General features: G+C 67.6%; 23 protein-coding genes. 12 read left to right on the top strand and 11 right to left on the bottom strand.

Features of this window, described 5'->3' with window-relative positions; genetic code table 11:
• Positions 1 to 21 precede the first annotated feature (21 nt).
• The gene (locus tag L5G28_RS05075) at positions 22 to 675 is read left to right on the top strand and encodes a helix-turn-helix domain-containing protein (RefSeq protein ID WP_237000588.1); all 654 of its coding nucleotides are present in this window, start codon (positions 22 to 24) and stop codon (positions 673 to 675) included.
• On the opposite strand, the gene L5G28_RS05070 is transcribed toward L5G28_RS05075, so the two are convergent.
• Positions 660 to 1,532 (bottom strand): DNA-3-methyladenine glycosylase family protein, encoded by an 873-nt coding sequence (locus tag L5G28_RS05070; protein ID WP_237000587.1) that lies wholly within the window; start codon positions 1,530 to 1,532, stop codon positions 660 to 662. The two genes, L5G28_RS05075 and L5G28_RS05070, sit on opposite strands and share 16 nt — an antisense overlap.
• 143 nt (positions 1,533 to 1,675) lie before the next feature.
• On the opposite strand from L5G28_RS05070, the gene L5G28_RS05065 reads away from it, so the two are divergent.
• Entirely contained in the window at positions 1,676 to 2,914 is a 1,239-nt protein-coding gene (locus L5G28_RS05065; protein ID WP_237000586.1) for a metal-dependent hydrolase family protein, read from the top strand.
• 87 nt (positions 2,915 to 3,001) lie between these two features.
• Here L5G28_RS05065 and lpdA read toward each other — a convergent pair whose 3' ends face one another.
• A complete protein-coding gene (gene lpdA / locus L5G28_RS05060) occupies positions 3,002 to 4,387 on the bottom strand; it encodes a dihydrolipoyl dehydrogenase (RefSeq protein ID WP_237000585.1) in 1,386 nt (461 codons plus the stop codon).
• A gap of 103 nt (positions 4,388 to 4,490) precedes the next feature.
• On the opposite strand from lpdA, the gene L5G28_RS05055 reads away from it, so the two are divergent.
• From L5G28_RS05055 to L5G28_RS05045, 3 genes are all read left to right on the top strand, one after another.
• Positions 4,491 to 5,144: a TetR/AcrR family transcriptional regulator gene (locus L5G28_RS05055; RefSeq protein WP_237000584.1), complete on the top strand. Its 654-nt coding sequence runs from the start codon at positions 4,491 to 4,493 to the stop codon at positions 5,142 to 5,144.
• Entirely contained in the window at positions 5,141 to 6,379 is a 1,239-nt protein-coding gene (locus L5G28_RS05050; protein ID WP_237000583.1) for an NADH:flavin oxidoreductase, read from the top strand. The genes L5G28_RS05055 and L5G28_RS05050 overlap by 4 nt, the downstream gene beginning before the upstream one ends.
• Before the next feature lie 204 nt (positions 6,380 to 6,583).
• A complete protein-coding gene (locus tag L5G28_RS05045) occupies positions 6,584 to 8,005 on the top strand; it encodes an MFS transporter (protein WP_237000582.1) in 1,422 nt (473 codons plus the stop codon).
• Between the two features lie 5 nt (positions 8,006 to 8,010).
• Here the strand turns inward: L5G28_RS05045 and L5G28_RS05040 are convergent, their stop codons facing one another.
• The gene (locus L5G28_RS05040) at positions 8,011 to 8,871 is read right to left on the bottom strand and encodes an AlbA family DNA-binding domain-containing protein (RefSeq protein WP_237000581.1); all 861 of its coding nucleotides are present in this window, start codon (positions 8,869 to 8,871) and stop codon (positions 8,011 to 8,013) included.
• A gap of 139 nt (positions 8,872 to 9,010) precedes the next feature.
• On the opposite strand from L5G28_RS05040, the gene L5G28_RS05035 reads away from it, so the two are divergent.
• The 4 genes from L5G28_RS05035 (at position 9,011) to L5G28_RS05020 (ending at position 14,306) form a co-directional block, all read left to right on the top strand.
• Complete coding sequence (locus tag L5G28_RS05035; RefSeq protein ID WP_237000580.1) at positions 9,011 to 11,059, top strand: prolyl oligopeptidase family serine peptidase; 2,049 nt, start codon at positions 9,011 to 9,013, stop codon at positions 11,057 to 11,059.
• Positions 11,060 to 11,248: 189 nt separating this feature from the next.
• Positions 11,249 to 12,460 carry an ABC transporter substrate-binding protein gene (locus tag L5G28_RS05030; protein WP_237000579.1) on the top strand — a complete coding sequence of 404 codons (1,212 nt, stop codon included), beginning with the start codon at positions 11,249 to 11,251 and terminating at the stop codon, positions 12,458 to 12,460.
• On the top strand, positions 12,457 to 13,524 hold the full coding sequence (locus tag L5G28_RS05025; RefSeq protein WP_308191946.1) for a FecCD family ABC transporter permease: 1,068 nt from the start codon (positions 12,457 to 12,459) through the stop codon (positions 13,522 to 13,524). Before L5G28_RS05030 ends, L5G28_RS05025 begins: the two co-directional genes overlap by 4 nt.
• A complete protein-coding gene (locus L5G28_RS05020; RefSeq protein ID WP_236997838.1) occupies positions 13,521 to 14,306 on the top strand; it encodes an ABC transporter ATP-binding protein in 786 nt (261 codons plus the stop codon). The genes L5G28_RS05025 and L5G28_RS05020 overlap by 4 nt, the downstream gene beginning before the upstream one ends.
• A 144-nt stretch (positions 14,307 to 14,450) precedes the next feature.
• Here L5G28_RS05020 and L5G28_RS05015 read toward each other — a convergent pair whose 3' ends face one another.
• From L5G28_RS05015 to L5G28_RS04990, 6 genes are all read right to left on the bottom strand, one after another.
• The gene (locus L5G28_RS05015) at positions 14,451 to 15,275 is read right to left on the bottom strand and encodes a hypothetical protein (RefSeq protein WP_237000578.1); all 825 of its coding nucleotides are present in this window, start codon (positions 15,273 to 15,275) and stop codon (positions 14,451 to 14,453) included.
• 31 nt (positions 15,276 to 15,306) lie between these two features.
• Positions 15,307 to 16,272, bottom strand: a complete 966-nt coding sequence (gene ppk2, locus L5G28_RS05010) for a polyphosphate kinase 2 (protein ID WP_237000577.1) — start codon at positions 16,270 to 16,272, stop codon at positions 15,307 to 15,309.
• A gap of 65 nt (positions 16,273 to 16,337) precedes the next feature.
• Positions 16,338 to 16,856, bottom strand: a complete 519-nt coding sequence (locus L5G28_RS05005; protein WP_237001254.1) for a DUF6764 family protein — start codon at positions 16,854 to 16,856, stop codon at positions 16,338 to 16,340.
• Between the two features lie 172 nt (positions 16,857 to 17,028).
• Positions 17,029 to 17,463 carry an SRPBCC family protein gene (locus L5G28_RS05000; RefSeq protein WP_237000576.1) on the bottom strand — a complete coding sequence of 145 codons (435 nt, stop codon included), beginning with the start codon at positions 17,461 to 17,463 and terminating at the stop codon, positions 17,029 to 17,031.
• 21 nt (positions 17,464 to 17,484) lie between these two features.
• Positions 17,485 to 18,042: a TetR/AcrR family transcriptional regulator gene (locus L5G28_RS04995; RefSeq protein ID WP_237000575.1), complete on the bottom strand. Its 558-nt coding sequence runs from the start codon at positions 18,040 to 18,042 to the stop codon at positions 17,485 to 17,487.
• Entirely contained in the window at positions 18,039 to 18,863 is an 825-nt protein-coding gene (locus tag L5G28_RS04990) for a tyrosine-protein phosphatase (protein WP_237000574.1), read from the bottom strand. Before L5G28_RS04990 ends, L5G28_RS04995 begins: the two co-directional genes overlap by 4 nt.
• 44 nt (positions 18,864 to 18,907) lie before the next feature.
• On the opposite strand from L5G28_RS04990, the gene L5G28_RS04985 reads away from it, so the two are divergent.
• The gene (locus L5G28_RS04985) at positions 18,908 to 20,194 is read left to right on the top strand and encodes an amidohydrolase (protein ID WP_237000573.1); all 1,287 of its coding nucleotides are present in this window, start codon (positions 18,908 to 18,910) and stop codon (positions 20,192 to 20,194) included.
• A gap of 4 nt (positions 20,195 to 20,198) precedes the next feature.
• Here L5G28_RS04985 and L5G28_RS04980 read toward each other — a convergent pair whose 3' ends face one another.
• Together L5G28_RS04980 and groL are read right to left on the bottom strand one after the other, a co-directional pair.
• The gene (locus L5G28_RS04980) at positions 20,199 to 20,345 is read right to left on the bottom strand and encodes a hypothetical protein (RefSeq protein WP_237000572.1); all 147 of its coding nucleotides are present in this window, start codon (positions 20,343 to 20,345) and stop codon (positions 20,199 to 20,201) included.
• Positions 20,346 to 20,399: 54 nt separating this feature from the next.
• Positions 20,400 to 22,025, bottom strand: coding sequence for a chaperonin GroEL (gene groL, locus L5G28_RS04975; protein ID WP_236997847.1), 1,626 nt, complete (start codon positions 22,023 to 22,025; stop codon positions 20,400 to 20,402).
• Positions 22,026 to 22,316: 291 nt separating this feature from the next.
• Between groL and L5G28_RS04970 the strand changes: the two genes are divergently transcribed.
• Both L5G28_RS04970 and L5G28_RS04965 read left to right on the top strand, forming a co-directional pair.
• A complete protein-coding gene (locus L5G28_RS04970; protein ID WP_237000571.1) occupies positions 22,317 to 23,555 on the top strand; it encodes a sensor histidine kinase in 1,239 nt (412 codons plus the stop codon).
• A complete protein-coding gene (locus L5G28_RS04965) occupies positions 23,552 to 24,424 on the top strand; it encodes a LytR/AlgR family response regulator transcription factor (protein WP_237000570.1) in 873 nt (290 codons plus the stop codon). Before L5G28_RS04970 ends, L5G28_RS04965 begins: the two co-directional genes overlap by 4 nt.

The following is a 24,424-nucleotide window of genomic DNA, read 5'->3' as shown; positions in this document are numbered from 1 at the left end:
CGGGGCGCATAAGATCGGGGCATGTCCGAATCGACCAAGGCCCGTCAGCGCGACCGTGTTCGCGAAGTCCTGGAAGGCTCGGACGTAGGACTGGACGCCACCGAGGTCGGTGCCGCGCTCGGCGTGCACGTGACCTCCGCTCGCTTCCACCTGAACAACCTGGTGACCGACGGCGTCGCCGTCACCGAACAGCTCGCGCCCGACGGGGTCGGGCGGCCCCGTCTCGCCTACCGGATCGCTCCGCCGGCCGCGGCCGACAGCCTGAACGATCTGCTGTTGATGCAGCTCGGCACGACGGCCAGAGCGAGAGAGGACGCAGCTGCCGCCGGAGGGCGAGAATGGGTGCGTCGGCACGCGTCGCAGTCCGCCCAGACCGCGCTTCCCGACCCTGTCATCGCCGTGCAAGCGGCACTCGGCGACCTGGGGCTGCGCATCACCGAGGTGGCATCCGATCTGCAGGCGCATCACGTCACGATCTGCTCGTGTCCGCTCGCCGACATCACAGACGCTCTGCCGGAGATAGCCCGCGGGACAGTCCGCGGCGTCGCCGAAGAAGCGCTGGACGCGATCGCCGAGACCTTCGGCGTCGGCTACCTCGTGCAGGCGACGACGGTCGACGACTGCACCGTCAGTCTGCGACTGACTGACCGACCGCTTCTTCAGAAGTCTCGGTAGTCGCGGGTCGACATGCGCGGCCCACGGCGTTGCGGCATGCCGCCCGCCACCTCGCACAACCGGACCACGCGATAGCGCTGACCCCGATAGGGCTCGAGCAGTTCGAGCATCCGGGCGTCGTCGATCCGCTCCCCGACCAGCGCGGTCCCCACCACCGAGGGCGTGTGATAGTCGCCGACCGGCACCGCGTCCGGATCGCCGAGCGCCCGGATCCGCGTGTGCGCGGCCGTCCACTCCCCGACCCCGCGCAGCGCAGTCAGGACATCGACCTTGGATTCGACATCGACGAGTGCCGCCGCACGGATGGTCCGCATGCGGACCGGTTCGAGTCCGCTCCGGTGCCAATCGGATTCGGTGATGTCTCGCCACACCTGGCGAGGCGGCGGAACTCGCATGTCCGCCGGCACCGGTCCCGGCGCGGGTTCGCCGTAGCGACTGAGCAGATACCGCCAGCCTCGATAGGCTTCCGTGCCGGTCACCTTCTGCTCCAGGATCGACGCGACGAGCGCCTCCCACACTCGGCCCGTGCGGCCGATCCGCAGCCCCGGGGCCCGCTCCACCAGGCGGGCCAACACCGGGTCGTCGGCGTGCAGATCCTGCGGACGGTCGGCGGCGCCGACCATGTCGGGCGCCGCATCGAGAAGCCAGCGCGCGCCCGGGCCCCACGCCCGGGCCGACACGGTCCCGGACCGCTGGGCCAGCGCGAGTGTGCCGGGCCCGTCCGGCGTGTCCACGGCTCGCCACACCGATCGGTCTGCGGCGACCCGGTACGCCGGGTCGTGTGCGCCGCGCCGATGAACCCCGAGGGTCGCCGACAACGACGTCGTCGCGCACTCCCACCGTCGCTCACCCGTCATCCCACAATTATGCGGACGACGCACGCCGACGCGGCTCGGGGGAAGCCCCCGCCCGGAGGGAAGACCGTGCCAGAGCGCGGCAAAGTGATGCCATGTTCTCGCGCATCGAGACGGTTTCCCGCCCCAGCACGTACACGTGACCTGTGACGACACGAATCCTTCAGAATTTCCGTCTCATCGACGGAACCGGCTCCGACCCGGTCCACGACGCCGAGATTGTCATCGACGACGGCAAGATCACCTACGCGGGGCCGGCCGCGAACGCTCCCGAGGTCGCCGAGTCGGCCGACGCGGTGCGAATCGACGTCGGTGGGAACACCGTCACCCCCGGATTCTTCGACTGCCACGTCCACCTGTCGCTGCCCGGCACCGCCGGGTCGCCGATCATGGCGGCGATGGTGCCCGAGTCGTACCGCTTCTTCGAACTCATCGGACGCCTGAAGACCACGATCGGTGCGGGCGTCACCACAGTGCGCGACCTCATGGGCGTCGACGTGGGGGTGCGCGACGCGGTCAAACACGGCCTCGTCGAAGGCCCGCGACTTCTGGTGGCCGACAAGATGTTCAGTCAGACCGGCGGACACGCCGACTTCCACATCCCGTCCGGGCTCGACGGGACCGGCCTGATCGGCGGAGTGATCGTCGACTCCGTCGACGAGGCCCGCAAGGAGGCTCGGGCGCTGCTCCGCGAAGGCGTCGACGTCCTCAAGGTCGCATCCAGCGGCGGCGTCACCTCGCCGTCCGACGACCCCGACTGGCTCGGTGCACGCACCGAGATCGTCGCCGCGCTCGTCGAAGAGGCCCACAACTACGGTGGCCGCAAGGTTGCCGCGCACGCCATCGGTCACGCCGGGATCCGGGCGGCAGTGCAGGGCGGCGTACAGAGCGTCGAGCACGGTTACGCCCTCGACGACGAATTGCGCACCGAGATGGTCGAACGCGGCCAGTTCCTGGTGCCGACGCTGATCGAGACGCTCAAACCAGACACCGCGACCCCGCAGGCAGTCGCGAAGAGCACCAAGTGGCACGCACTGGCCCACGAGTCGATCCGGGCGTCGGTCGAGGCAGGCATCAAGGTCGCCGTCGGCACCGACGCGGGCCTGGTGCCCGACCACGGCGACACCCTCGCCGAACTCGGCTGCCTCGTGAAGTTCGGCGGCATGACCCCGATGCAGGCCATCGTCGCGGGCACCAAGACCTCGGCGGAACTGTGCGACGTCGCCGACACCCTCGGCACCCTCGAAGCGGGGAAGCTCGCCGACCTGGTCGTCGTGAAGGGCGACCCGCTCACCGACATCGACTCGCTCGCCGATCACGACAACATCCTGCTGGTGCTCAAGGAAGGCGCGACGGCCAGCAATCGCGGCGACTACCGGATCTGACCTTCTAGCCGACGAACGGACCCCGCACGAGTGACCCGATCGCGCCGGCGGCGCGCGTCATCGAGCGGGGTTCCGCGGTCGTCCTCGTTACAGGTTGATCATGTGGCCGATCGCACCGTGGAAGGTCTCCTGCAGCGCTTCGCTCATCGTCGGGTGGGTGTGGACGTTGCGCGCCAGTTCCTTGGCCGTGAGGTCCCACTTCTGCGCGAGAGTCAGCTCCGGCAGCATCTCCGAGACGTTGTCGCCGACCAGGTGACCGCCGATCAGTTCGTCGTTCGTGCCGTCGGTGACGAGCTTGACGAAGCCGGTCGGCGCGCCGAGGCCCTGCGCCTTCCCGTTCGCCGAGAACGGGAACTTGGTGACCTTGACGTCGTAGCCTTCGGCCTTGGCCTGCTCCTCGGTGAGACCGAACGACGCGACCTGCGGCTGGCAGAACGTGGCGCGCGGCATCATCCGGTAGTCGCCGAGCGGCATCGTCTCGGCACCCGAGATCGTCTCGGCCGCGACGACGCCCTGAGCCTCAGCGACGTGGGCGAGCTGCAGTTTGGCCGTGACGTCGCCGACGGCGTAGATGCCGTCGACGTTGGTGCGCATGAAGTCGTCGATGGCGATCGCTCCGCGGTCCGTGAGCGCGACGCCGGTGTCCTCCAGGCCGAAGCCCTCGACGCGCGGCGCGAAGCCGACCGACATCAGTACCTTGTCGACGGTCAGGCTGCCGTCGTTGCCTTTGGCGTCCTTGTAGCTGACGACCACCTGACTGCCCTGGTCGTCGACGGACTGCACTCCGGTGCCGGTCATGATCTTGATGCCGAGCTTCTTGTACGCCTTGGTCATCTCCTTGGAGACGTCGGCGTCTTCGTTCGGCAGGATGCGCGGCATGAACTCGACGATGGTGACGTCGACACCGTAATTGGCGAGCACGTAGCCGAACTCCATGCCGATGGCGCCCGCGCCGACGATGACGATCGACTTCGGGAGATCCCGCGTCATGATCTGGGTCTCGTAGGTGACGACGTTCTCGCTCAGCTCGACACCGGGCAGCAGTCGCACAGTGGAGCCGGTGTCGATGATGACGTTGTCGAACGTGATCACCCGATCGCCGACCTTGATCGTCTTCGCGTCGGCGAACACGCCGAAGCCGTCGATCTCGGTGATCTTGTTCTTCTTCATCAGGAAGTGCACGCCCTTGACGATGCCGTCGGACACCGTCCGGCTGCGGTCGAACGCCGCGCCGAAGTCGAATGACGCCTCACCGCTGATGCCGAAGGTCGCCGCCTCGTGATTGAAGACGTGCGCGAGCTCCGCGTTGCGGAGCAGCGCCTTGGAGGGGATGCAACCGACGTTCAGACAGACGCCACCCCACCACTTCTCTTCGATGACGGCAGTCTTCTTGCCGAGCTGGGCGGACCGGATCGCGGCCACATACCCACCAGGGCCACCACCGAGGACAACTGTTTCAAAATGTTCAGCCACGGCGTCAAGCCTAACGCTCACGGGCCGATCGTCGCACCTGCCTGAGACAGCCCATTTCAAGCACTGTTTGAAACAATGATTGGTTTGTGATTCACTTCACCGCATGGCGACTGACGTGACTCGCGCCCGACTCCTCGACGCCGCCGAGCATCTGCTCACCACGACGTCATACGAGGATCTGCGCGTCCGCGCGGTGTGCGCACGCGCCGGCGTCAACCCGGCAGCGGTGCACTATCATTTCGGCTCCCGAGAAGACCTGGTCGCAGCGTTGCTTCAGGATCGCTTGGAACCGTTCTGGTCGGCTCCACTCGACGAACTGACGCGCAGACCTGCGACCGTCCGCGAGATCGTCGACGCGATACTCGCCCCACTCGCCCCACTTGCCCGACTCCGCGACGATCGGGCCACGGCCTCGTTGTTGTCGCTGCTCGGCCGTTTCGTGTTGACCCATCCTGACCTGCCGTGGACCGCGACGTGGTTCCGAACTCAGACGTGGGTGGGCATTCTCACGTCGACGATCGACGTCGACGAGGCGACCGCCCGTCGTCGGTGGCGTTTCGCGTTCTCCATCCTGATGACCGAACTGTCGACCCGGACCGCGCCGAGCGTCGCCGCCGTCTCCGCTCTCGCCGACTTCCTCACCGCAGGCCTGAGCGCGCCAGTCCTCGAAGGCCCAACTACCGCAGCCCCGACCACCGATTCAGCTCCCGCCGCGGATGCACCCTCATCCGGCCGGCACGAAAGGAACCAGTTGTGACTCCCGATCCGTTCAGCCCCGCAAGACTCGGCCCGATCACGCCGCGCAACCGGCTCATCAAGTGCGCGACGTTCGAGGGCCGGACGCCCGACGCCCTCGTGACCGACGAGCTCATCGAGTTCCACCGGGAGACCGCCGCGGGCGGCGTGGGCATCAGCACCGTGGCCTACTGTGCGGTGAGCCCGGGCGGGCGCACCGATCGCCACCAGATCTACATGCGTCCGGAAGCCACTGACGGACTCCGTCGACTCACCGATGCGATCCATGGCGAAGGCGCCCTGGCGGCGGCGCAACTCGGACATGCCGGAGCGGTCGCGAACTCGATATCGAACCAGGCCCCCGCGCTCGGCCCGGGCCGTTTCCCCGCCCCGATGGGCATGTCGTTGACCAAACGGCTCGACGCCGACGGGATCGCGACGTTGACGCGGCAGTTCGCCGACGCGGCCCGGCAAGCCGTCGACTGCGGTTTCGACGGAATCGAGATCCACTGCGGGCACAACTACCTGATCAGTTCGTTCCTGTCGCCGCTGCTCAACCATCGGCGCGACGAGTACGGACGCACCGTGCCGGGGCGTGCGCGACTGGCCCGCGAGGTGATCGAAGCAGTCCGTGACGCGGTCGGGGATCAGGCTGCCGTCTGGGCCAAACTCAGCATGTTCGACGGCGTCGGCACCCCGGGCACCGGCAAGGGCGGGCATCCGTGGAGCGGCCTCAACGTCGACCAGGCGTGCGAGACGGCCCGCCTGTTCGAAGCGGACGGATTCCTCGACGCCATCGAGCCGACGGCAGGCAGTTCCCTGCTCAACCCGATGTACCTGTTCCACGGGGAGGCTCCGCGCGCCGAGTTCGCGGCAGCCTTCCACGGAGTCATGCGTGTCGGCCTGAAAGCAGCCGGACCGGTGTTCCTTCGGCACTACCCGTACCGCGACACCTACCTGTTGCCGTTGGCGCAGGAACTCCGCAAGGCCGTTTCGATGCCGCTCATCCTGCTCGGCGGGGTTACCGACCGCACGACGATTCAGACCGCGCTCGACGAAGGATTCGACTTCGTCGCGATGGGTCGCGCGCTACTCCGGGAACCGGATTTGCCGCTATTGATGCAGAACGACCCTTCGACGGTTTCGCGATGCGTGCACTGCAATCTGTGCATGCCGAGCATCTATTCGACGACGCGTTGCCCAATTCGTGACGGAGAGGTCCCGGACCCCCTGTCACCTGCGGGCTCACCCGATTAAGGGACGTCGACTGCGCGAGTTCGAGTTTCCCTCCCGCGCCATTAGTGCTACGGATTGGTTAGTCCGTTCGGGGGGAACGACCCCTCGATTGTCTACCGGCTGAGAAGCCGTCGAGATAGGTGCATCCGCGACACAGCGCGGAGTCGAGCTCGCCGGCCCGGCAGAGCCCGAACCTCACCGTCTCGGCTACACATCGGAGGCACGATGGCAGACGCGCTGTCCACCAAAGACTTCACCGCACCCAAGCCCGAGGCCGTCCGCAAGGCCATCATGGGGTCGGCGATCGGTAACGCAACCGAGTGGTACGACTACGGCGTCTACGCCGCCACTACCACCTATCTCACCGATGCCTTCTTCCCCGGAGAGCTGGGCGGCATCGGCACGATGCTCGGTTTCGCCGTGTCATTCGTACTGCGGCCGCTCGGCGGTTTCGTGTGGGGTCCGATCGGCGATCGGCTGGGCCGCAAGGCCGTCCTCGCCATGACGATCCTGCTGATCTCGGTGGCCACCGCGCTGATCGGCGTGCTGCCGACGCACGCATCGGTCGGTGTCTGGGCTCCGGTCCTGCTGATCCTGCTCCGCGTGGTGCAGGGCTTCTCCACCGGCGGCGAGTACGGCGGAGCCGCGACCTTCATGGCCGAGTACGCGCCGGACAAGAAACGCGGCAAGCTCGGCAGCTTCCTCGAGTTCGGCACCCTGGCGGGTTTGTCGGCCGGTACCGGTTTCGTGCTCATCATGGACACGCTCGCCGACCACGAGATCTGGCTGGACGCCGACGACATGGCGACCTGGGGCTGGCGCGTGCCGTTCCTGTTCGCGCTGCCGCTCGGCGTCGTCGGCCTGTACCTGCGGTCGCAGCTCGACGATTCGCCGGTCTTCACCGAGGTGGACAACGAGCGCAGTGCGAAAGCGCGCAAGAAGCACATCGACGAGCCTTCGATATTCGCACAGCTGAAGACGACGCTGGTCGGCTACTGGCGGCCGATCGTCATCATGTTCGGCATGGTCGTGGCGCTCAATGTCACGCAGTACACGCTCCTGGCGTACCAACCCGACTACCTGAAGAACACTCTCGGAATGGACGAGGCCCAGGGCTCGATCGTCATCCTCATCGGACAGCTCACGATGATGGCGCTGATCCCGTTCTTCGGCGCGTTGTCCGACCGAGTCGGCCGAAAACCCATGTGGTGGACGTCGCTCATCGGACTGTTCATCTTCGCGCTTCCGATGTACTGGTTGATGGGGCAGGGCCTCGCGTGGGCGATCATCGGATTCCTGATTCTGGGTCTGCTGTACCTACCGCAGCTCTCCACGATCTCAGCGACTTTCCCGGCGATGTTCCCGACCCACGTCCGTTACGCGGGCTTCGCGATCGCGTACAACGTGTCGACCGCTGTCTTCGGCGGCACTGCCCCGCTGGTGAACGAATCCGTGGTGAGCAGCTCCGGGTGGCTGGAGTTCCCGGCGCTCTACATGATGCTGGCCTGCGTGATCGGCATGGTCGCACTGTCGTTCCTCAAGGAGACCGCCGGCGCGTCCCTGCGCGGCACCGATATCCCCGAACAGCACAGCGGTCCGGAGACCGAGGTCGAGTTGGAGGAGGAGCCGCCGACGGTCCTGCGCTGACCCGGTCAGCCGTTCCCGAAACGCACGGTGGCCTTCACCTGCGCGGCGAGCGACGAGCCGAGTCCGAGCGGCCAGCGCAGCATGACGTACTCGGCCGCCTCGTCGACCGAGAGGCGTCGCGTCGAGTTCCCGGTTCGGACCCAGAACTCGCGGTCGGTGTTCTTGCCCGGTCGTAGATACACCGGGCGCGGAGATGCGGCGGCGCGCAGTCGACAGACCGGGCGCGCAACGCCGTCGCGGGTCACGTCTTCGACGGCGATCGCCACCTGTGCGGCCGCGTTCTGCCCGACCGAGGTGACCAGCAGGTCGCGCAGCCAGAGTTCGTAGCGGTCGGCGTCGGGGACGCGCAGGGTCGCATAGTCGGCGTCGAGCCCGAGGGGCGCCCCGTCGTCGTCGACACCGATCAGCAGGGTTCCGCCGTCGCTGTTGAGGAACGCCGAGACGGTCTTGGCGATCACCTGCTCCATCCGCGCGTCCTTCTCGCCAGTGCGCACGTTGACGCGTGCCGTCGACTTGAACTCGAGCCGGTCCGACTCGCCCGCCAGCAGGAGTTCGCCGACCGGTGTGATGTCGGGACGTTGGAAGTGCGCCGCGACGATTCCGTAGACGAACACCGCGGCCACCGAGCCGGCGAGCCCGAACAGAACGGTCCACGGTGTGCGCAGGTGCGCCGTCGGCCAGATCGACCATTCGACGAGGAGCCCGACCGAGGTGCCGAGAATCGCGAGCACGACGGAGACGGATGCACGCAGGTTCGCCCGGCCCCGCAGCAGCCATCGCGCGGTGGCGCCGAGCAGCCACGCCACCGCCAGGACGATCACGAGGGCCACGGACACCATCCACAGCGGCGTCGTCTCTCGACTCACGAACCCTCCAGTCCTATGGTCGGTCTCACCGCGGACAAGCATATTCCGCGCACACGCCGCTCACTGTGGTCCTGGCCAGAATCGAAGCACGACGTCCCAGATCTGACCGCCGCCGCGCGCCGCACGTAACGTGGTGGCGGTGACTGATGCGAACACGACCGCGAACGACCCCTATCTCTGGCTCGAAGAGGTCGACGGCGGCGACGCGCTCGCCTGGGTGCGCGCCCACAACACGCCAACCGTCGACGAGTTGACCGGCTCGGAGCGGTTCGCACAGATGCAGGCGGACACACTCGAGATCCTCGACACCGACGACCGGATCCCGTACGTGCGACGGCGAGGCGACTACCTCTACAACTTCTGGCGGGACGCGACGCACCCGTACGGGCTGTGGCGCAGGACGACGCTCGACGAGTACCGCACGGACGTGCCCGAGTGGGACGTGCTGATCGATGTCGACGCGCTGCGCGAGGAAGAAGGCGAGAACTGGGTGTGGGCCGGGGCGTCGATGCTGCGGCCCGATTACGACCGCGCGCTGGTCTCGCTCTCCCGCGGCGGCGCGGACGCGACGGTCGTCCGCGAGTATGACGTGCCATCGCGCACGTGGGTCGATGGTGGCTTCGGGCTGCCCGAGAACAAGTCGAACGTCTCGTGGATCGACCGCGACACCGTCTATGTAGGCACCGAGTTCGGTGAGCAGCCGGACGGCGAGGGCTCGTGGACGTCGTCGGGCTACCCCCGCGTGGTGAAGCGGTGGACTCGCGGCACCGACCTGTCGCAGGCCGAGACGGTGTTCACCGGGAGCGTCGACGACGTCGCGGTCGGCGCCGCGTTCGACCCGACGCCCGGCTACCGGCGTCACTTCGTGTATCGGGCGACCGACTTCTACAACACCGACGACTTCGAGGTGATTGACGGCGAACTCGTCGCGATCGATATACCGTCGGACGCCTCCTACGCCGTGCACCTCGACTATCTGATGGTGTCGCCCAAGTCGTCGTGGACGGTCGACGGCGTCGAACGCGAGCCCGGCTCGCTGCTCGTGTTCGACTATCCGGCGTTCGTGTCCGGCGATCGCACACACCGCGTCCTGTTCGCGCCGGACGCGCACACGAGCCTGCAGGACTACGCGTTCACCCGGAGCCGACTGGTGCTGACGACCCTGCACGATGTGGCGACCCGCATCCAGGCGTTCGAGATCGGCACGTGGGAGCCTGCGGAACTCCCCGGCATCCCCGACCTGGCGACGGTCGGAGTCCTCGACGTTGACCCCGACCACAGCGACGAGATCTGGCTGTCGTCGAGTTCGTTCACCCAGGCTCCGTCCTTGCTGTACGGCGATGCGACGATCGGGGTGGCGCCGATCAAGTCGTCGCCCGAACATTTCGACGCCTCGGGTGTCCAGGCGCAGCAGGTGTTCGCGACGTCGGACGACGGCACACAGGTTCCCTACTTCGTGGTCAAACGTGACGACGTCGAATCGGGCCCCACCCTCCTGTACGGCTACGGCGGGTTCGAGAACTCGCTGACACCCGGGTACCTGGGGGTGACCGGACGGAACTGGATCGCGCGCGGCGGGATCTTCGTCTACGCGAACATCCGCGGCGGCGGTGAGTACGGGCCGACGTGGCACACCCAGGCGCAGAAGGCCGGCCGTCACCTCGTGTACGAAGACTTCGCGGCGATCGCGCGGGATCTCGTCGCACGCGGGTGGACGACGCCGCAGACGCTCGCAGCTCGCGGCGGATCGAACGGCGGCCTGCTGATGGGCGTGATGACGACGAAGTATCCGGAACTGTTCGGCGCACTCGTGTGCCAGGTGCCGCTCATCGACATGCGGCGCTACCACCTGCTGTTGGCGGGAGCTTCGTGGATGGCCGAGTACGGTGACCCCGACGATCCGGCCGAGTGGGAGTTCCTCTCGAAGCACTCGCCATACCAGCTGGTCCGCGCCGACGTCGACTATCCCGAACTGCTGGTGACGACGTCGACCCGCGACGACCGGGTACATCCGGGGCACGCCCGCAAGTTCACGGCACGACTGGAGGAGACCGGGCATCGCGTCCGCTACTACGAGAACATCGAGGGCGGACACGGCGGCGCGGCAGACAACAAGCAGTCGGCGTTCAAGGAAGCGCTCGCCTACGAGTTCCTGTGGCGGACGATCGGCGCGACCGCGGGCCCCTGACGCCTGCGTGTTACGTTTTCTAGCGTCCACCAGCCATGACCCAGTTTTGACCCCGCTATGACGTAGGGAAGCCGGAACGAAGCCGGCGCGGTACCCGCCACTGTGTCCGCATCACGCGGAAGCCAGACCTCCACGTCGCAGCGACCTCGCCACCGGGGCGGTGTGTCCCCGAGAGAGGCGGAGTGTGCGATGCACCCCCGTTCCCGTAAGAGCGTTCCCGTCTCCAGGCGTATCACCGCCTGTCTGCTCGTCGCCGCCCTGGCCGTCGCCGGCTGTTCGGGCTCCTCGTCGAACGACGCGGGCGCCGACCGTGACTGCATCACCGACTTCGACGCGAACACCGACTACTTCCCGGACAAGTCGACGATCACCGATGCGACCGGGTTGGCGATCACCTACCACAAGTCGTATCAGGTGCTGACCGTCAAGGAGCCGGCCCCCGGCGCAGCGCCCGCATCGTATGTGCTGGTCCGCTGCGGTGCGCCCACCCCGAAGCTCGACGGTGCGCTCGCGGACGCCCCGCAGGTCGAGGTGCCGATCCGGACGATGTACTCGGGGTCGACGACGCATCTGCCTGCCATGGCCGCGCTCGGCGCCGCCGACGCGGTGACCGGGGTCAGCACGACAGACTTCGTGTCGACGCCACAGGTGCGGAGCCGCATCGACGAGGGGAAGGTCACCCAGTACGCGGAGGCGGGCGTCCCCAACGTCGAGAAGGTGATCGCCGGGCGGCCGGACGTCCTCGTCTCGGACGGCATGGACGATCCGTCGTATCCCAAGCTCCAGCAGGCGGGCGTCGACGTTCTCGCCGACGCCGACTGGTTGGAGACGAGCCCACTCGGCCGCGCCGAATGGATCAAGTTCTTCGGCGCCCTCACCGGCCATGAGAAAGCGGCCACTGAAGTCTTCGACGGGATCAAACGCGACTACAACGCGGTCGCCGCGAAGGTCGCGAACGCACCGAAGACGAACGTCCTGCTCGGCGGCATCGAGAACGGCACGTGGACGATGGCCGCGGGCGGCAGCTACTTCGGCCGTCTGACCCGCGACGCGGGCGGCGACTACCCGTGGGCAGGCGACCGCTCGACCGGGTCGCTGCGACTGTCCATCGAGTCGGTGATCGACAAGCAGCGGACCGCTGACGCCTGGATCCTGTCGGATATGACGGCGACGTCGCTCGACGCGGTGTACAAGCAGGACGACCGGTACCGCGTGTTCACGCGACCCGCCGAGCGCGCGTGGAACGCCCTCAAGGCGGTCAACGCATCCGGAGGCAACGACTACTGGGAGCGCGGCGTACTGCGCCCCGATCTGGTACTCGGCGACCTCTCGGCGATCCTGCACCCGGATCTGTTCCCCGACCACGACTTCGAGTTCTACCTGCGACTCCCCGTTCAGTGACTCGGAAGACTCCAGCGCGCCCCCGGTGGACGTTGTCGCGGCGGACGACGTGGGTGACGCTCGTCGTCGTCGCCGTGGTGTCCGTGCTGGTGACCGCGTCCATCGGTGCGGTCATCGTGCCGGTCTCCGACATCCTCGCGGTACTGGCCGGCGGTGACGCGTCCGACCCCGGCAACGATGCGATCCTCCGACTCGTCCGGCTGCCGCGCATCGCGACGTCGGCGATCGCGGGTGCCGCGCTCGGGGTGGCGGGTCTGCAGATGCAGACGCTGTTCCGGAACGCGCTGGCCGACCCGTACATTCTCGGCGCCAACTCGGGCGCGAGCCTCGGCGTCGCGATCGTGTCGCTCGCGGGCGGGGCAGGCGGCCCGGCGTTCGTCGGGGCGGTCGCCGGGGCCGGACGCGTCGGTGTCGTCCTCGCCGCCGCGGCGGGCGCCGCCGTGGTCCTCGGCGTGATCCTGGTGATGGCCACCTGGGTCCGCAACGCCGTCACCCTCTTGTTGATAGGTGTGATGCTCGGATCGGTGACCGGCGCGCTGGTGTCAGTGCTGATCGTGACCGCCGACCCGACCGCGGTGCAGAAGTACATGATCTGGGGCCTCGGCACGTTCTCGTCGACGTCGTGGGGCGACCTCGCGGTGGCCGCACCGATCGTGCTCGGCACGATCGTCATCGTGTTCTTCACCGTCCGTCCCCTCAACGCGCTCCTCCTCGGGGAGGGCTACGCCCGGTCGATGGGCGTAGACCTGCGTGTGGCGCGCACCGTCACCCTGCTGTCCGCAGCCTTGCTCAGCGGCGTGGTGACCGCGTTCTGCGGGCCGGTCGGGTTCCTCGGCCTGGTCATTCCGCACCTCGTGCGCGGCCTGCTCCGCACGTCGGACCACCGGATCGTGATCCCCGGTTGTGCGCTCGTCGGCGCGACCCTCGCCGTGTGGTGCGGTGCGCTGGCCGATCTGCCGGGCGAACGGATGGCCTTGCCGCTCAACGCGGTGACAGCGATCATCGGCGCCCCCGTCGTGATCACCGTCCTCCTGCGCGGCCGCCGAGAGGGCGGGTCGGTATGACCGGTCTCATGCTGGACGACCTGACGGTCGGCTACCGCGGGCGACGCGGACGGACGGTGGCGGCGCACCTGTCGGCAACGGCGGCCACGGGTCGTCTCACCGCGTTGATCGGACCGAACGGCGCAGGGAAGTCGACGCTGTTGCGCACCGTGTGTGGACTGCAGCCGCCGCTGTCGGGTCGAGCGATGCTCTCCGACGGCACCCAGATCACGTCGCTGCGGGCCTCGGCGCTGGCTCGACGCGTCGCCGTCGTCACGACCGATGCCGTCGACCCGGGCAGGCTGACCGCCTACGACGTGGCTGCGCTCGGCCGGACGCCCTACCTGTCGCCGAGCGGACGTCTCGCCGACCACGATCGACGACGCACCGGAGAGGCTTTGGAAGCAGTCCGCGCGAGTCACCTCGCCGACCGTCCCTTCCACGATCTGTCCGACGGTGAATGTCAACGCGTACTTGCCGCCCGTGCGCTCGCGCAGGAGCCGGAACTGCTCGTGCTCGACGAGCCGACGTCACACCTGGACGCACCGTCGCGCGTGGAGTTCCTCGACCTGCTCGCCTCCCTTGCACGCGAGCAGTCGATCGCTGTCCTCATGTCGTCGCACGAACTGGAACTCGTCATGCGGCTCTCGGACGAGGTGTGGCTGCTGCGCGGCGACGGCACGATGGCCACCGGGTCGCCCGCAGAGCTCGCGGCCGGCGGCGCGGTGTCCAGTGCGTTCGACCGCGGGCGCCTGCGCTTCGACACCGAGCAGTTCGCGTTCGTCATCGACGAGGACAGTTGAACGTCTCGCTCTATCGGACGGCTGCGCGGCCGATCTCGGCGGAGCCCGCGAAACCTACACCGCTCGTGCCGCACACCGAGTGATAGACCAATGCGTGCCCCGCACGGTGTAGGTTTCGCGTGAGGGACGCATCGCAACCCGCGATCACACCCTCGGTTGTCGTCCTCCGACGACTCGCAGGAGAAGTCCAGCGACGATGACGAGTACGCCGACGGCGCCCACGATCGCGGACGTCCGAATCAAATCGGAGGAGACGCCGTCGGCGACCACCTCCACCGTTCGGCGGGCGGCCTCGTCGGTGTCGGCGGCCTTGTCGCCCGCGAGCCATCGGATGTACTGCGCGATCCCGAACGCGCCAGCAGCCGAGAGGACGACGCCGACGCCCAACCAGGCGAGCACGGTGCTGCGCCGATTCGCGATCAGCAGCGCGAGGATCGCCGCGACGGCGGCGACAATCACCGCGGTCCACGATGTCGCCGACACCAGTCGGCCCGTCGACTCCATCGACCCGGCGGTCAACCGGTGCTGATCGATGCCGATGTAGATGGGGCGGTCCACGGTGACCTCCGTCGGGAGGTTCGCAGACGCGAGGACCCGGTTGACCATTGGCGTCACATTCACGTCCATGACGTGCGTGTCGGTCTCGGGTCCGGGCGCCGTGAACAGCCAGTCGTGCTGTTGTCGGGCGATCTCCTGGAAGTCCTGCACGAACCCGTCGCTACGCGTGTACTCGCGGGCGAGCGGTTCCACGACCGTCCCCGCCAGCGGGACGCTCGTCTGCTCTTCGACGGACGCCGCGACCTTCTCCGCGAAGTAGTCCTGCACTTGGGAATCGCGTGCGGCGTCGCCAGCCGACGCCGCGAAACCATCGGTGGAGACCACCCGCTGCGACACCCACATGCTGGGTACGGCGATGATCACCGCGATCATCGCGACGACGGTGAACAGTCCGGAGGCAACACTTCGCACCCCGCCGACGTTACCGGAGGCCGATCGCGCTCTACTCTCCGACGAGGTCACGTGCACGGCCGACGATCAGCGGGTCGGGAGTCCCGACGATCGTCTCGTCCTTGCCGTCGTAGTCGTGGAGGCTGAGGACGTACCGCATGGCGTTGATGCGTGCCCGCTTCTTGTCGTTGCTCTTGACGACGGTCCACGGCGCATGGTCGGTGTCGGTGTCGGTGAACATGCGTTCCTTGGCGGCCGTGTACGACTCCCAGCGGTCGAGTGACGCCAGGTCCATCGGCGACAGCTTCCACTGCCGGACGGGGTCTATCTGGCGAATCGCGAATCGGGTCCGCTGTTCGAGCGGGGTCACCGAGAACCAGAACTTGACCAGGTGGACGCCGTCGTCGACGAGCATTCGTTCGAATGTGGGCGCTTGCCCCATGAACTGGTCGTACTGCTCGGGCGTGCAGAAGTTCATGACGCGTTCGACGCCCGCCCGGTTGTACCAGGAGCGGTCGAAGAAGACCATCTCTCCTGCGGCGGGAAGATGCTGCACGTAACGCTGGAAGTACCACTCGGTCGATTCGCGTTCGGACGGCTTCTCGAGTGCGACGACGCGGGCGCCGCGCGGGTTCAGATGCTCGTTGAACCGCTTGATCGTCCCGCCTTTGCCCGCCGCGTCACGGCCCTCGAACAGAAGCAGGTGCCGCTGCCCGGTCTGCTTGGACCACTTCTGCAGTTTCAACAGCTCGATCTGGAGTCGCCGCTTGGTCACCTCGTACTCGCGGCGGCTCATCCGCTCTTCGTACGGGTAGTCCTCGCGCCACGTGTCCACGACGTTGCGTGCGGGCAGTGTCAGCAGAATCGGGTCGTCGTCATCGTCGTCGACGACCGTGAACCCGCCGGTGTCTCGCAGATCGACGAGCTGCTGCAGGGCTTCCCGCCCCGAGACGACGCTGAGATCGGGTCCGACGTCCTGGTTCGGCTGCACGTAGCCGTCGAGATTGTCCACGCGCACAGGCTAGCGCGATCCCGCCGATTCGGCAGGAATGCGATGACGGCCGACGGTCGTCTCCGCCAGTGTCAGTGGATGTCGATCGACCCCGACTTCACGCAGTACTGCCCGGTGGTCGAATCGTAAGCCGCACCGAATCCTCCTGCGCACATCGCGCCCTGCGGTCCGGCGTACGCCTGGCCGCCCCAGCCGCCGACGGCGACCGAGGTACCGCCGTCACGGGCCATCGAGATCGACGTCGATCGCGGGCCGGTGGAGAACGAGTAGGCGTTGCCGCCGCGGACACCGCTCGACAGCGCCTGCGAACCCGGCTGAAGGTTGATGCTCGTCGCCTTTCCCCGCTGGGTCGCGACTGCGGTGGCGACGCCGCTGTTGCTGGTGTCGCGGGCGTCGGCGCGCGACCCGGGGCCCGCGTTGGCGATGCAGCGACTCAGGCCGTCAGCGTGTTCGACGCGGTTGTTGTTCGCAGCCGAACACGTGGTGTCTGCGGATGCGGTGCCGCCGCCGAAGAGGGCCATCGCTCCGATCGCAGCGCCTCCTGCGAACCCTGCGAAGAGGACTCGAATCCCCCGGCTCCCCTTGAACATGCGCACGCTTATTTCCTCTCCCGCGAAGATTGCCGATGGTCCATCGAAGTCGTGACCGAGGCTACCCGCGCCGGGGCGCTCGGGGTGCGATCGTTACCGACGCGATGCATAAGAATCGGCCCCGCCCCGGACCGGTGTCCATGGCGGGGCCGTTCGGGTGTTCAGACGTTGCTCAGGAGCGGCGTTTCGCTTCCGCCGTGAGCCCCTTCTTCGCGGTCTCGACAGCCACTTTCTGGCCTCGTTTGACGATGAGTCCGGGCAGCTTGATCTTGAGGTCGATCGTCAACTCGAACGAGACATGTGCACCGTCGCCCTTCGGAGTGACCGTGTACTTGCCCTGCTGCATGGACAGCTGCGAACTCTCGACGAGACTCCACTCGCACGTGTTCTCGGTCCACGTGTAGTCGAGGACCTGATCGTCGGTGATACCGGCGGCGGTCACCGACGCTTCGACGCGCGCCGGGCTTCCGTCCGCATGCTCGGTGAGGATCTTCGCGGACTTGTGCGGGCCCGACCATTCGGGGAGGGACTCGACGTCGAGCAGGATCTCCATGATGACCGACGGCGGTGCGTCGACGTCGAACTCGGTGTTTGCGGTGACAGCCATGGCAGAGAATGTACCGGGTATCTACTCGGGCGATGTCAGAAGCGGACTGATTTCCTTCACCACGAGGTCGAGCGGCTCGAAGCTCCGGTGTGCCCGGCACAGCACGACGGCGCCTTCCATCGCAGCGAGGATCGTCACCGCCAACGACCGGGAGCGTTCGCTGTCGAACCCGCGAGAGCGCAGGCCCGCGGCGAGGCCGTCCTCCCACCGGACGAAGTGTTGCTCGGCGACGTCCGCGACGGCCGGGTCGGTGTCGCGCGCGGTCGCGGCCGCGGCGACAGTGCTGCCCGCTGCGAACTCGGTGTCCGCGAGTACGCGGCGCCACATGGCGGCGATGTCGGCGACGATGAAGGTTGGCGACGACCGGACCGCCTCGGCGAGGCCGTCGTCGACTCGGCCCGCACTGAACCGGACCGCTTCGGCGATGATCTCCGATCGGCCGCCGGGGAAATGGTGGTAGACCGAGCCACGCGAGGCGTCGGCGGCTTTGAGGACATCGCCGATCGATGTGCCCGCGACACCGTTGCGCGCGATCAGGTCGGCGGCCTTCGCCACCATCTGCGCACGCGTCGACGTCACTCGAGGAAACTCGCGCGGAGGGTGTCGGGCACGCTCGCGTCCAGACCCAGCCCGTCGGTGAGGTAGCCTTCGATCGATCCGTAGCGGCTGTCGACTTCCTCGAATGCGCTGGCCAGATACTCTTTGCGGACTCCGAGGATCGGCAACAGCAGGTCGGGGTCGCCGCCCTCGGACGCGAATTTGTCGAAGATCGGTTTCAACGCGGGCACCAGCCGGTCGTTGGTCAGCAGGTAGTCGGCGAAGACGTCGTCACGGGACACGCCGAGCACGGCCAGCAGCGACGCCGCAGCCCAACCGGTGCGATCCTTGCCCGCGGTGCAGTGGAAGGCGACCGGGGCCCGGTCGACGCCTGCGAGCCCGGCGAAGAAGCGAGCGTACGCGGTGTTCGCGCTCGGCAGGGTGATCATGTCGCGGTACGTTCCGGCGATCGCGGCGGCGGCCGTTCCGTCCTTCAGCTTCTTGTTGAGTTCGACGGCGAGTGTCGGGTCGGCGAAGACGCCGCCGAGGCTCGCGGGGATCGCGGTCTCCGAGTCGGCGAGCACGTCCAACGCGATGTCGTCGACTCCGTCGAACACCAGGTCCGGGGCGGCGGCGCGTTCGGCTTTGGACCGAAGGTCGTACACGGTCCGCACCCCGAGCGCCGCGAAGAGCTTCGCGTCGTCGGCGCTGATCCCGGCGAAGTCGGCCGTCCGATATAGGAGGCCGGGGCGGACAGCACGTCCGTCGGAGCCCCGCCACCCGCCGAGGTCCCGCATGTTGGGAAGCGAGACGATGGGGCTCGGCGCTCCGGGTTGTCCATTCGGTTTCTGCACGTCGGTCATGGATACGAGGTTAGCGCTCGGCCGTTCCCCGATACGGTGGTCGTGTGACCTTCGCCGCATCTCTCCCCCAGGAACTGATCTCCCGCGTCGACGCAGTGGTCGACGCTGACACTGATCGGCTGGTCGAGACGTTCAAGGACATCCACCGCAACCCCGAGTTGGCGTTCGGTGAAGTACAGACGTCTCGGCTGATCGAGAAGGCGTTGCAGAATCTCGGGTTCGACGTCACCAAGGGCATCGGACGCACCGGTATCGCCGCGACGCTCCGCAACGGTGACGGCCCGGTCGTGATGTATCGCGCCGACATGGATGCGAACGCCATCGAGGAGCAGACCGGTCTGGACTATGCGAGCGACGTGCGCGTGGCGCGCGAGGACGGCTCAGTCGTTCCCGCCGCACACATGTGCGGCCACGACGCGCACGTCACCTGGCTGATCGGCATGGCCAACGCGCTTGTCACGGTGCGTGATTCGTGGTCGGGAACGGCTGTGTTGATCGGTCAGCCCGCCGAGGAGCCGATCACCGGAGCCAAGGCGATGGTCGACAACGGGCTCTACAACTTCATCCCGAAACCCGACGTCCTCATCGGCATGCACACGATGCCAGCCCCGGTCGGCATCGTGTCCTCATCGCCCGGCCCGCGGCTGGCAGGCACCGACCAGGTCGACATCGTCTTCCACGGGGTCGGCGGGCACGGGTCCATGCCGGAGCGGACCAAGGATCCGCTGCAGATGGCCGCGCGAGCCGTCGTCGCGTTCTCGTCGGTCGTTCCCGAGCACGTCGACCCGTCACAGACCGCGATCCTGACGGTCGGTGCCATCGCGGCGGGCGCCGACAACAATGTGATCCCGTCACAGGCGGTGATCAGGACGAACATCCGCTGGTACGACCCGCGGGTCCGCGCGAGCCTTCTCGACGCGATCGAGTCGGTCTCCCAGCAGATCGCGCGCGACGCGGGCGCAGGCGACGATCTGCTGCCGGAGATCATCGTGAAGGGCGGCTCACTCCCGCTGGTCAACGACCCCGAGCTCGCCGCGTCGATGTCGACGTCGCTGGCCGCGATCATCGGTGACGACAGCGTGCTCACCGACCTGCCTGCCGCGACGGCCTCCGAGGATGTGCAGATCCTCAAGGGTCCGTACCCCGACATGCCGTTCAACTACCTGATGGTCGGCACCGCCGACCCCGAACTGGTCGCGGCGGCGCGGGCGCGCGGCGACGAGGTCCCGTTCTCCCCGCACACCCCGAACTACATCGTCGACCTCGCCGCCGTGCCGTACGGAACCAAGATCGCCGCCTACGCGATGCTCGGGCTGCTGCGCGGGCAGTGACCGCTCAGGTGGCGGCGCGTTGCAATTCGTCGAAGTCCTCGCACAGCTCTCGCTCGTTGAGCCGCGAACCGGCATGACGGGCCGCCTGTGCCTGTTCGGCGACCAGGCCCGCAGACCCCGACGTCGTTCCCGCACGCCGAAGGCCGGCCACCCTCTCGGATGACCGGCCTTCGGTGAGTTCTGCGGGGAACTGCTGATCGTCAGATCAGAAGCCCATGCCGCCCATCTCGTCGCCACCCGGCATCGCCGGCATGGCGTTCTTCTCGGGCTTGTCGGCCACGACGGCCTCGGTGGTGAGGAACAGGGCCGCGATCGAGGCTGCGTTCTGCAGCGCCGAGCGGGTGACCTTCACCGGGTCGTTGATGCCCGCGGCCAGCAGGTCCTCGTACTCGTTGGTCGAGGCGTTCAGGCCGGTGCCGATCGGCGAGTTACGGACCTTGTCCGCGACGACGCCCGGCTCGAGGCCCGCGTTGATCGCGATCTGCTTGGCCGGAGCCTCGAGCGCGACACGCACGATGCTGGCGCCGGTGGCCTCGTCGCCGTCGAGCGACAGACCGCTGATGGCAGCCTCCGACTGGAGCAGGGCCACGCCGCCGCCGGCGACAATGCCCTCTTCGACGGCAGCCTTCGCGTTGCGGACAGCGTCCTCGATGCGGTGCTTGCGCTCCTTGAGCTCGACCTCGGTGGCAGCGCCGGCCTTGATGACTGCGACACCGCCGGCCAGCTTGGCCAGGCGCTCCTGCAGCTTCTCGCGGTCGTAGTCGCTGTCGCTCTTCTCGATCTCCGAGCGGATCTGCGCGACGCGGCCTGCGATGGCCTCGTTGTCGCCCGCACCGTCGACGATGGTGGTCTCGTCCTTGGTGACGACGACCTTGCGCGCGGTACCGAGCAGCTCGATGCCTGCGGTCTCCAGCGAGAGGCCGACCTCTTCGCTGATGACCTCGCCACCGGTGAGGATGGCGATGTCGGCGAGCATGGCCTTGCGGCGGTCACCGAAGCCCGGAGCCTTGACGGCGACGGACTTGAAGGTGCCCTTGAGCTTGTTGACGACCAGGGTCGAGAGCGCTTCGCCCTCGACGTCCTCGGCGATGATCAGCAGCGGCTTGCCGGCCTGGATGACCTTCTCCAGCAACGGCAGGAGGTCCTTGATGGTCGTGACCTTGCCCGAAACGAGCAGGATGTACGGGTCCTCGAGGACGGCTTCCTGGCGGTCGGCGTCGGTGACGAAGTATCCCGAGATGTAGCCCTTGTCGAAGCGCATGCCCTCGGTGAGCTCGAGCTGCAGACCGAACGTCTGAGCCTCTTCGACCGTGATGACGCCTTCCTTGCCGACCTTGTCCATCGCCTCGGCGATGAGCTCGCCGATGGCGGGGTCGCCTGCGGAGATACCGGCGGTAGCAGCGATCTGCTCCTTGGTGTCGATCTCCTTGGCAGACTTCAGCAGCGACTCGGTGACGGCCGCGACAGCCTTCTCGATGCCGCGCTTGAGGCCGAGCGGGTTGGCGCCGGCTGCGACGTTGCGCAGACCTTCGCGAACCAGGGCCTGAGCCAGGACGGTGGCGGTGGTGGTGCCGTCGCCTGCGACGTCGTCAGTCTTCTTGGCGACTTCCTTGACCAGCTCTGCGCCGATCTTCTCGTACGGGTCCTCCAGCTCGATCTCCTTGGCGATGGACACGCCATCGTTGGTGATCGTGGGGGCGCCCCACTTCTTCTCCAGGACGACGTTGCGTCCCTTGGGTCCGAGCGTGACCTTGACGGCGTCGGCCAGGCTGTTCAGGCCGCGCTCGAGTCCGCGACGGGCCTCTTCGTCGAAAGCGATTTGCTTTGCCATTGGTAAGTGATCCTCCGGTGGGGGGTGACACTAAGTTCTCGTAGGGTCGGACTCGATGCCCGCGACGGACGACCGGGGTGTCTTGAACCGGCCTCACCGTTCCAACCTGGCACTCACATGCCGCGAGTGCCAAGTTCCGTTTTAGCACTCGCCTATGGAGAGTGCAAGGTTCCCAGCCCCTGGCGGTCGAAGGCTCCCCCGTTCGTCGAGTTCGGTCCCATCGGCCGGGGGTTTCGACTCCGGGGGACGCCGTCTGCCCACTCGCCCGACAGGCGACTACCGTCAACAGTCATGTCCGGCGAACTGATCGCGATCACCGTGCTGGGGACCGCCCTGACGGTGATCCTCATCGTGATCGCGTTGCGGACGCGGCGAGTCGTGTCAACTCCTGCCGAACTCGCCGTCCACGACACCTTGCACACGGCGGCCCTCGCGGCCGGACCGTTGCGAGACGGACTGACCGCAGAATCGGCCGCCGAGGCGATCGGACCGCTGCGTGTCCTCACCGCAGCCGAAGGCGTCGCCCTGTACGGACCCGACACCACACTCCTCGCCCGCGAAGGCGACGAGGATGTGTGGACTCCCCCCGTCTCCGCCGCGGCGGAAAAGCTTGCGGCGGCCACTCTGCGCGAACAGAACCCGAGCGTGCAACGCGATCCCGCGGGCACCGCAGCCCTCGCGCGACGACTGATCGCCGCACCGCTCCTCACCGACGACATCAGTGCGGGCGTCCTCGTCGTCGCGACCCGCGACGAACCGGGTCCGGGCAAGATCGGGGCCATCACCGAGGTCGCACGGTACGTCGCAAGCCAGTTGCAACTCGCCGAACTCGACGCGTCCCGCGCACGCCTCGACCGCGCCGAGGTCCTCGCCCTGCGCGCCCAGATCAGCCCGCACTTCATCTACAACGCGTTGAACACCATCGCGTCGTTCGTGCGCACCGACCCCGACCGAGCCCGCGAACTCATCCTCGACTTCGCGGACTTCACCCGCTACTCGTTCCGTGCCGCAGGCGAGTACACACCGCTCGCCGACGAACTCCGCAACATCGACCGCTACCTCACGCTCGAACGGGCACGCTTCGGCGAAGGACTCACCGTGAAACTGCAGGTGGCGCCGGAAGTGCTCGGCGTCGTGCTGCCGTTCCTGGCGTTGCAGCCGCTCGTGGAGAACGCCGTGAGACACGGGATGGCCGGACGCAAGACCGGCACCATCTCGATCGTCGCCCGCAACGCGGGCCCCGACTGCGAACTCAGCGTCGAAGACGACGGCGCAGGAATGGACCCCGAACTGCTGCGAACCGGGGCGATCGACGCACTCGCCCCGGCAGGGCCAGCCGAATCCGACGGCGCTCATGTCGGGCTGACGAATGTCGACCAACGACTGCGGTCGGCATTCGGCAACGACTACGGTCTGATAGTCGAGACCGCAGTCGGCGCGGGCACCAAGGTGAGCATGCGGATTCCCAAGTTCGCCGCCGGAATCCGTGCCGTCGCTTCACCGGACGGAAGGGAACCGCGCACACGATGAACGGACTCACCGTCCTCGCCGTCGACGACGAGGAGCCCGCCCTCGACGAACTCGCGTTCCTGTTGAACCGCAACGACGCCGTCGACGTCGTACTGACCGCATCCGACGCCACGTCGGCGTTGCGTGAACTCAGCGACCACCGGGTCGACGGCGTGTTCCTGGACATCTCGATGCCGGGCCTGTCCGGCATGGAGTTGGCCGGCGTCCTCGCCAGGTACGCCGACCCGCCGCCCGTCGTCTTCGTCACCGCGCACGATGACCGTGCCGTCGAAGCATTCGAGGTCGGCGCCGTCGACTACCTACTCAAGCCGCTGCGCGAAGAACAGCTGGCGCGGGCCGTCGAACGAGTCGCCTCGCACGACCGGTCCGGCCCGGACGAACCCCCACGCGACGGGTCGGCCCCCGCTTCCGCCGCCGACACTCCCGCAACACACACTCCCGCAACGCACACTTCCGCAACGCACGCGTCAGGCAGCGACTCCGACGAGGTGATCCCCGTCGAGTCCGGCGGAGTCACATCGCTCGTCCGGCGGGACGCCATCTCGTGGGTCGAAGCCGTCGGCGACTACGCCCGCCTCCACACCGACAGCGGCTCGTACCTCGTACGCGTCACCCTGTCGACGCTCGAATCCCGTTGGGGACCGGCAGGATTCGCACGCGTTCACCGCAGCTACCTGGTGAACCTCCCGATGGTGTCGGGGTTGCGGTCCGCGGGTCCGTCGACCATGGTCCGCATCCAGGCCAACGGGGTGTCGCAGGCGGTGGAGCTGCCGGTGAGCCGCCGCCAGGTCCGGGAACTCAAGGATCGTCTGGTCCGCGACCCGATGCGGACCATCCGAGGCGGCGGACCGTCGGGGTCCGGCCGCTGA

Origin of the sequence: Gordonia liuliyuniae, from assembly GCF_021739025.1 — a bacterium.
GTDB lineage: Bacteria > Actinomycetota > Actinomycetes > Mycobacteriales > Mycobacteriaceae > Gordonia > Gordonia liuliyuniae.
This window is presented reverse-complemented; position numbering and strand designations above follow the sequence as displayed.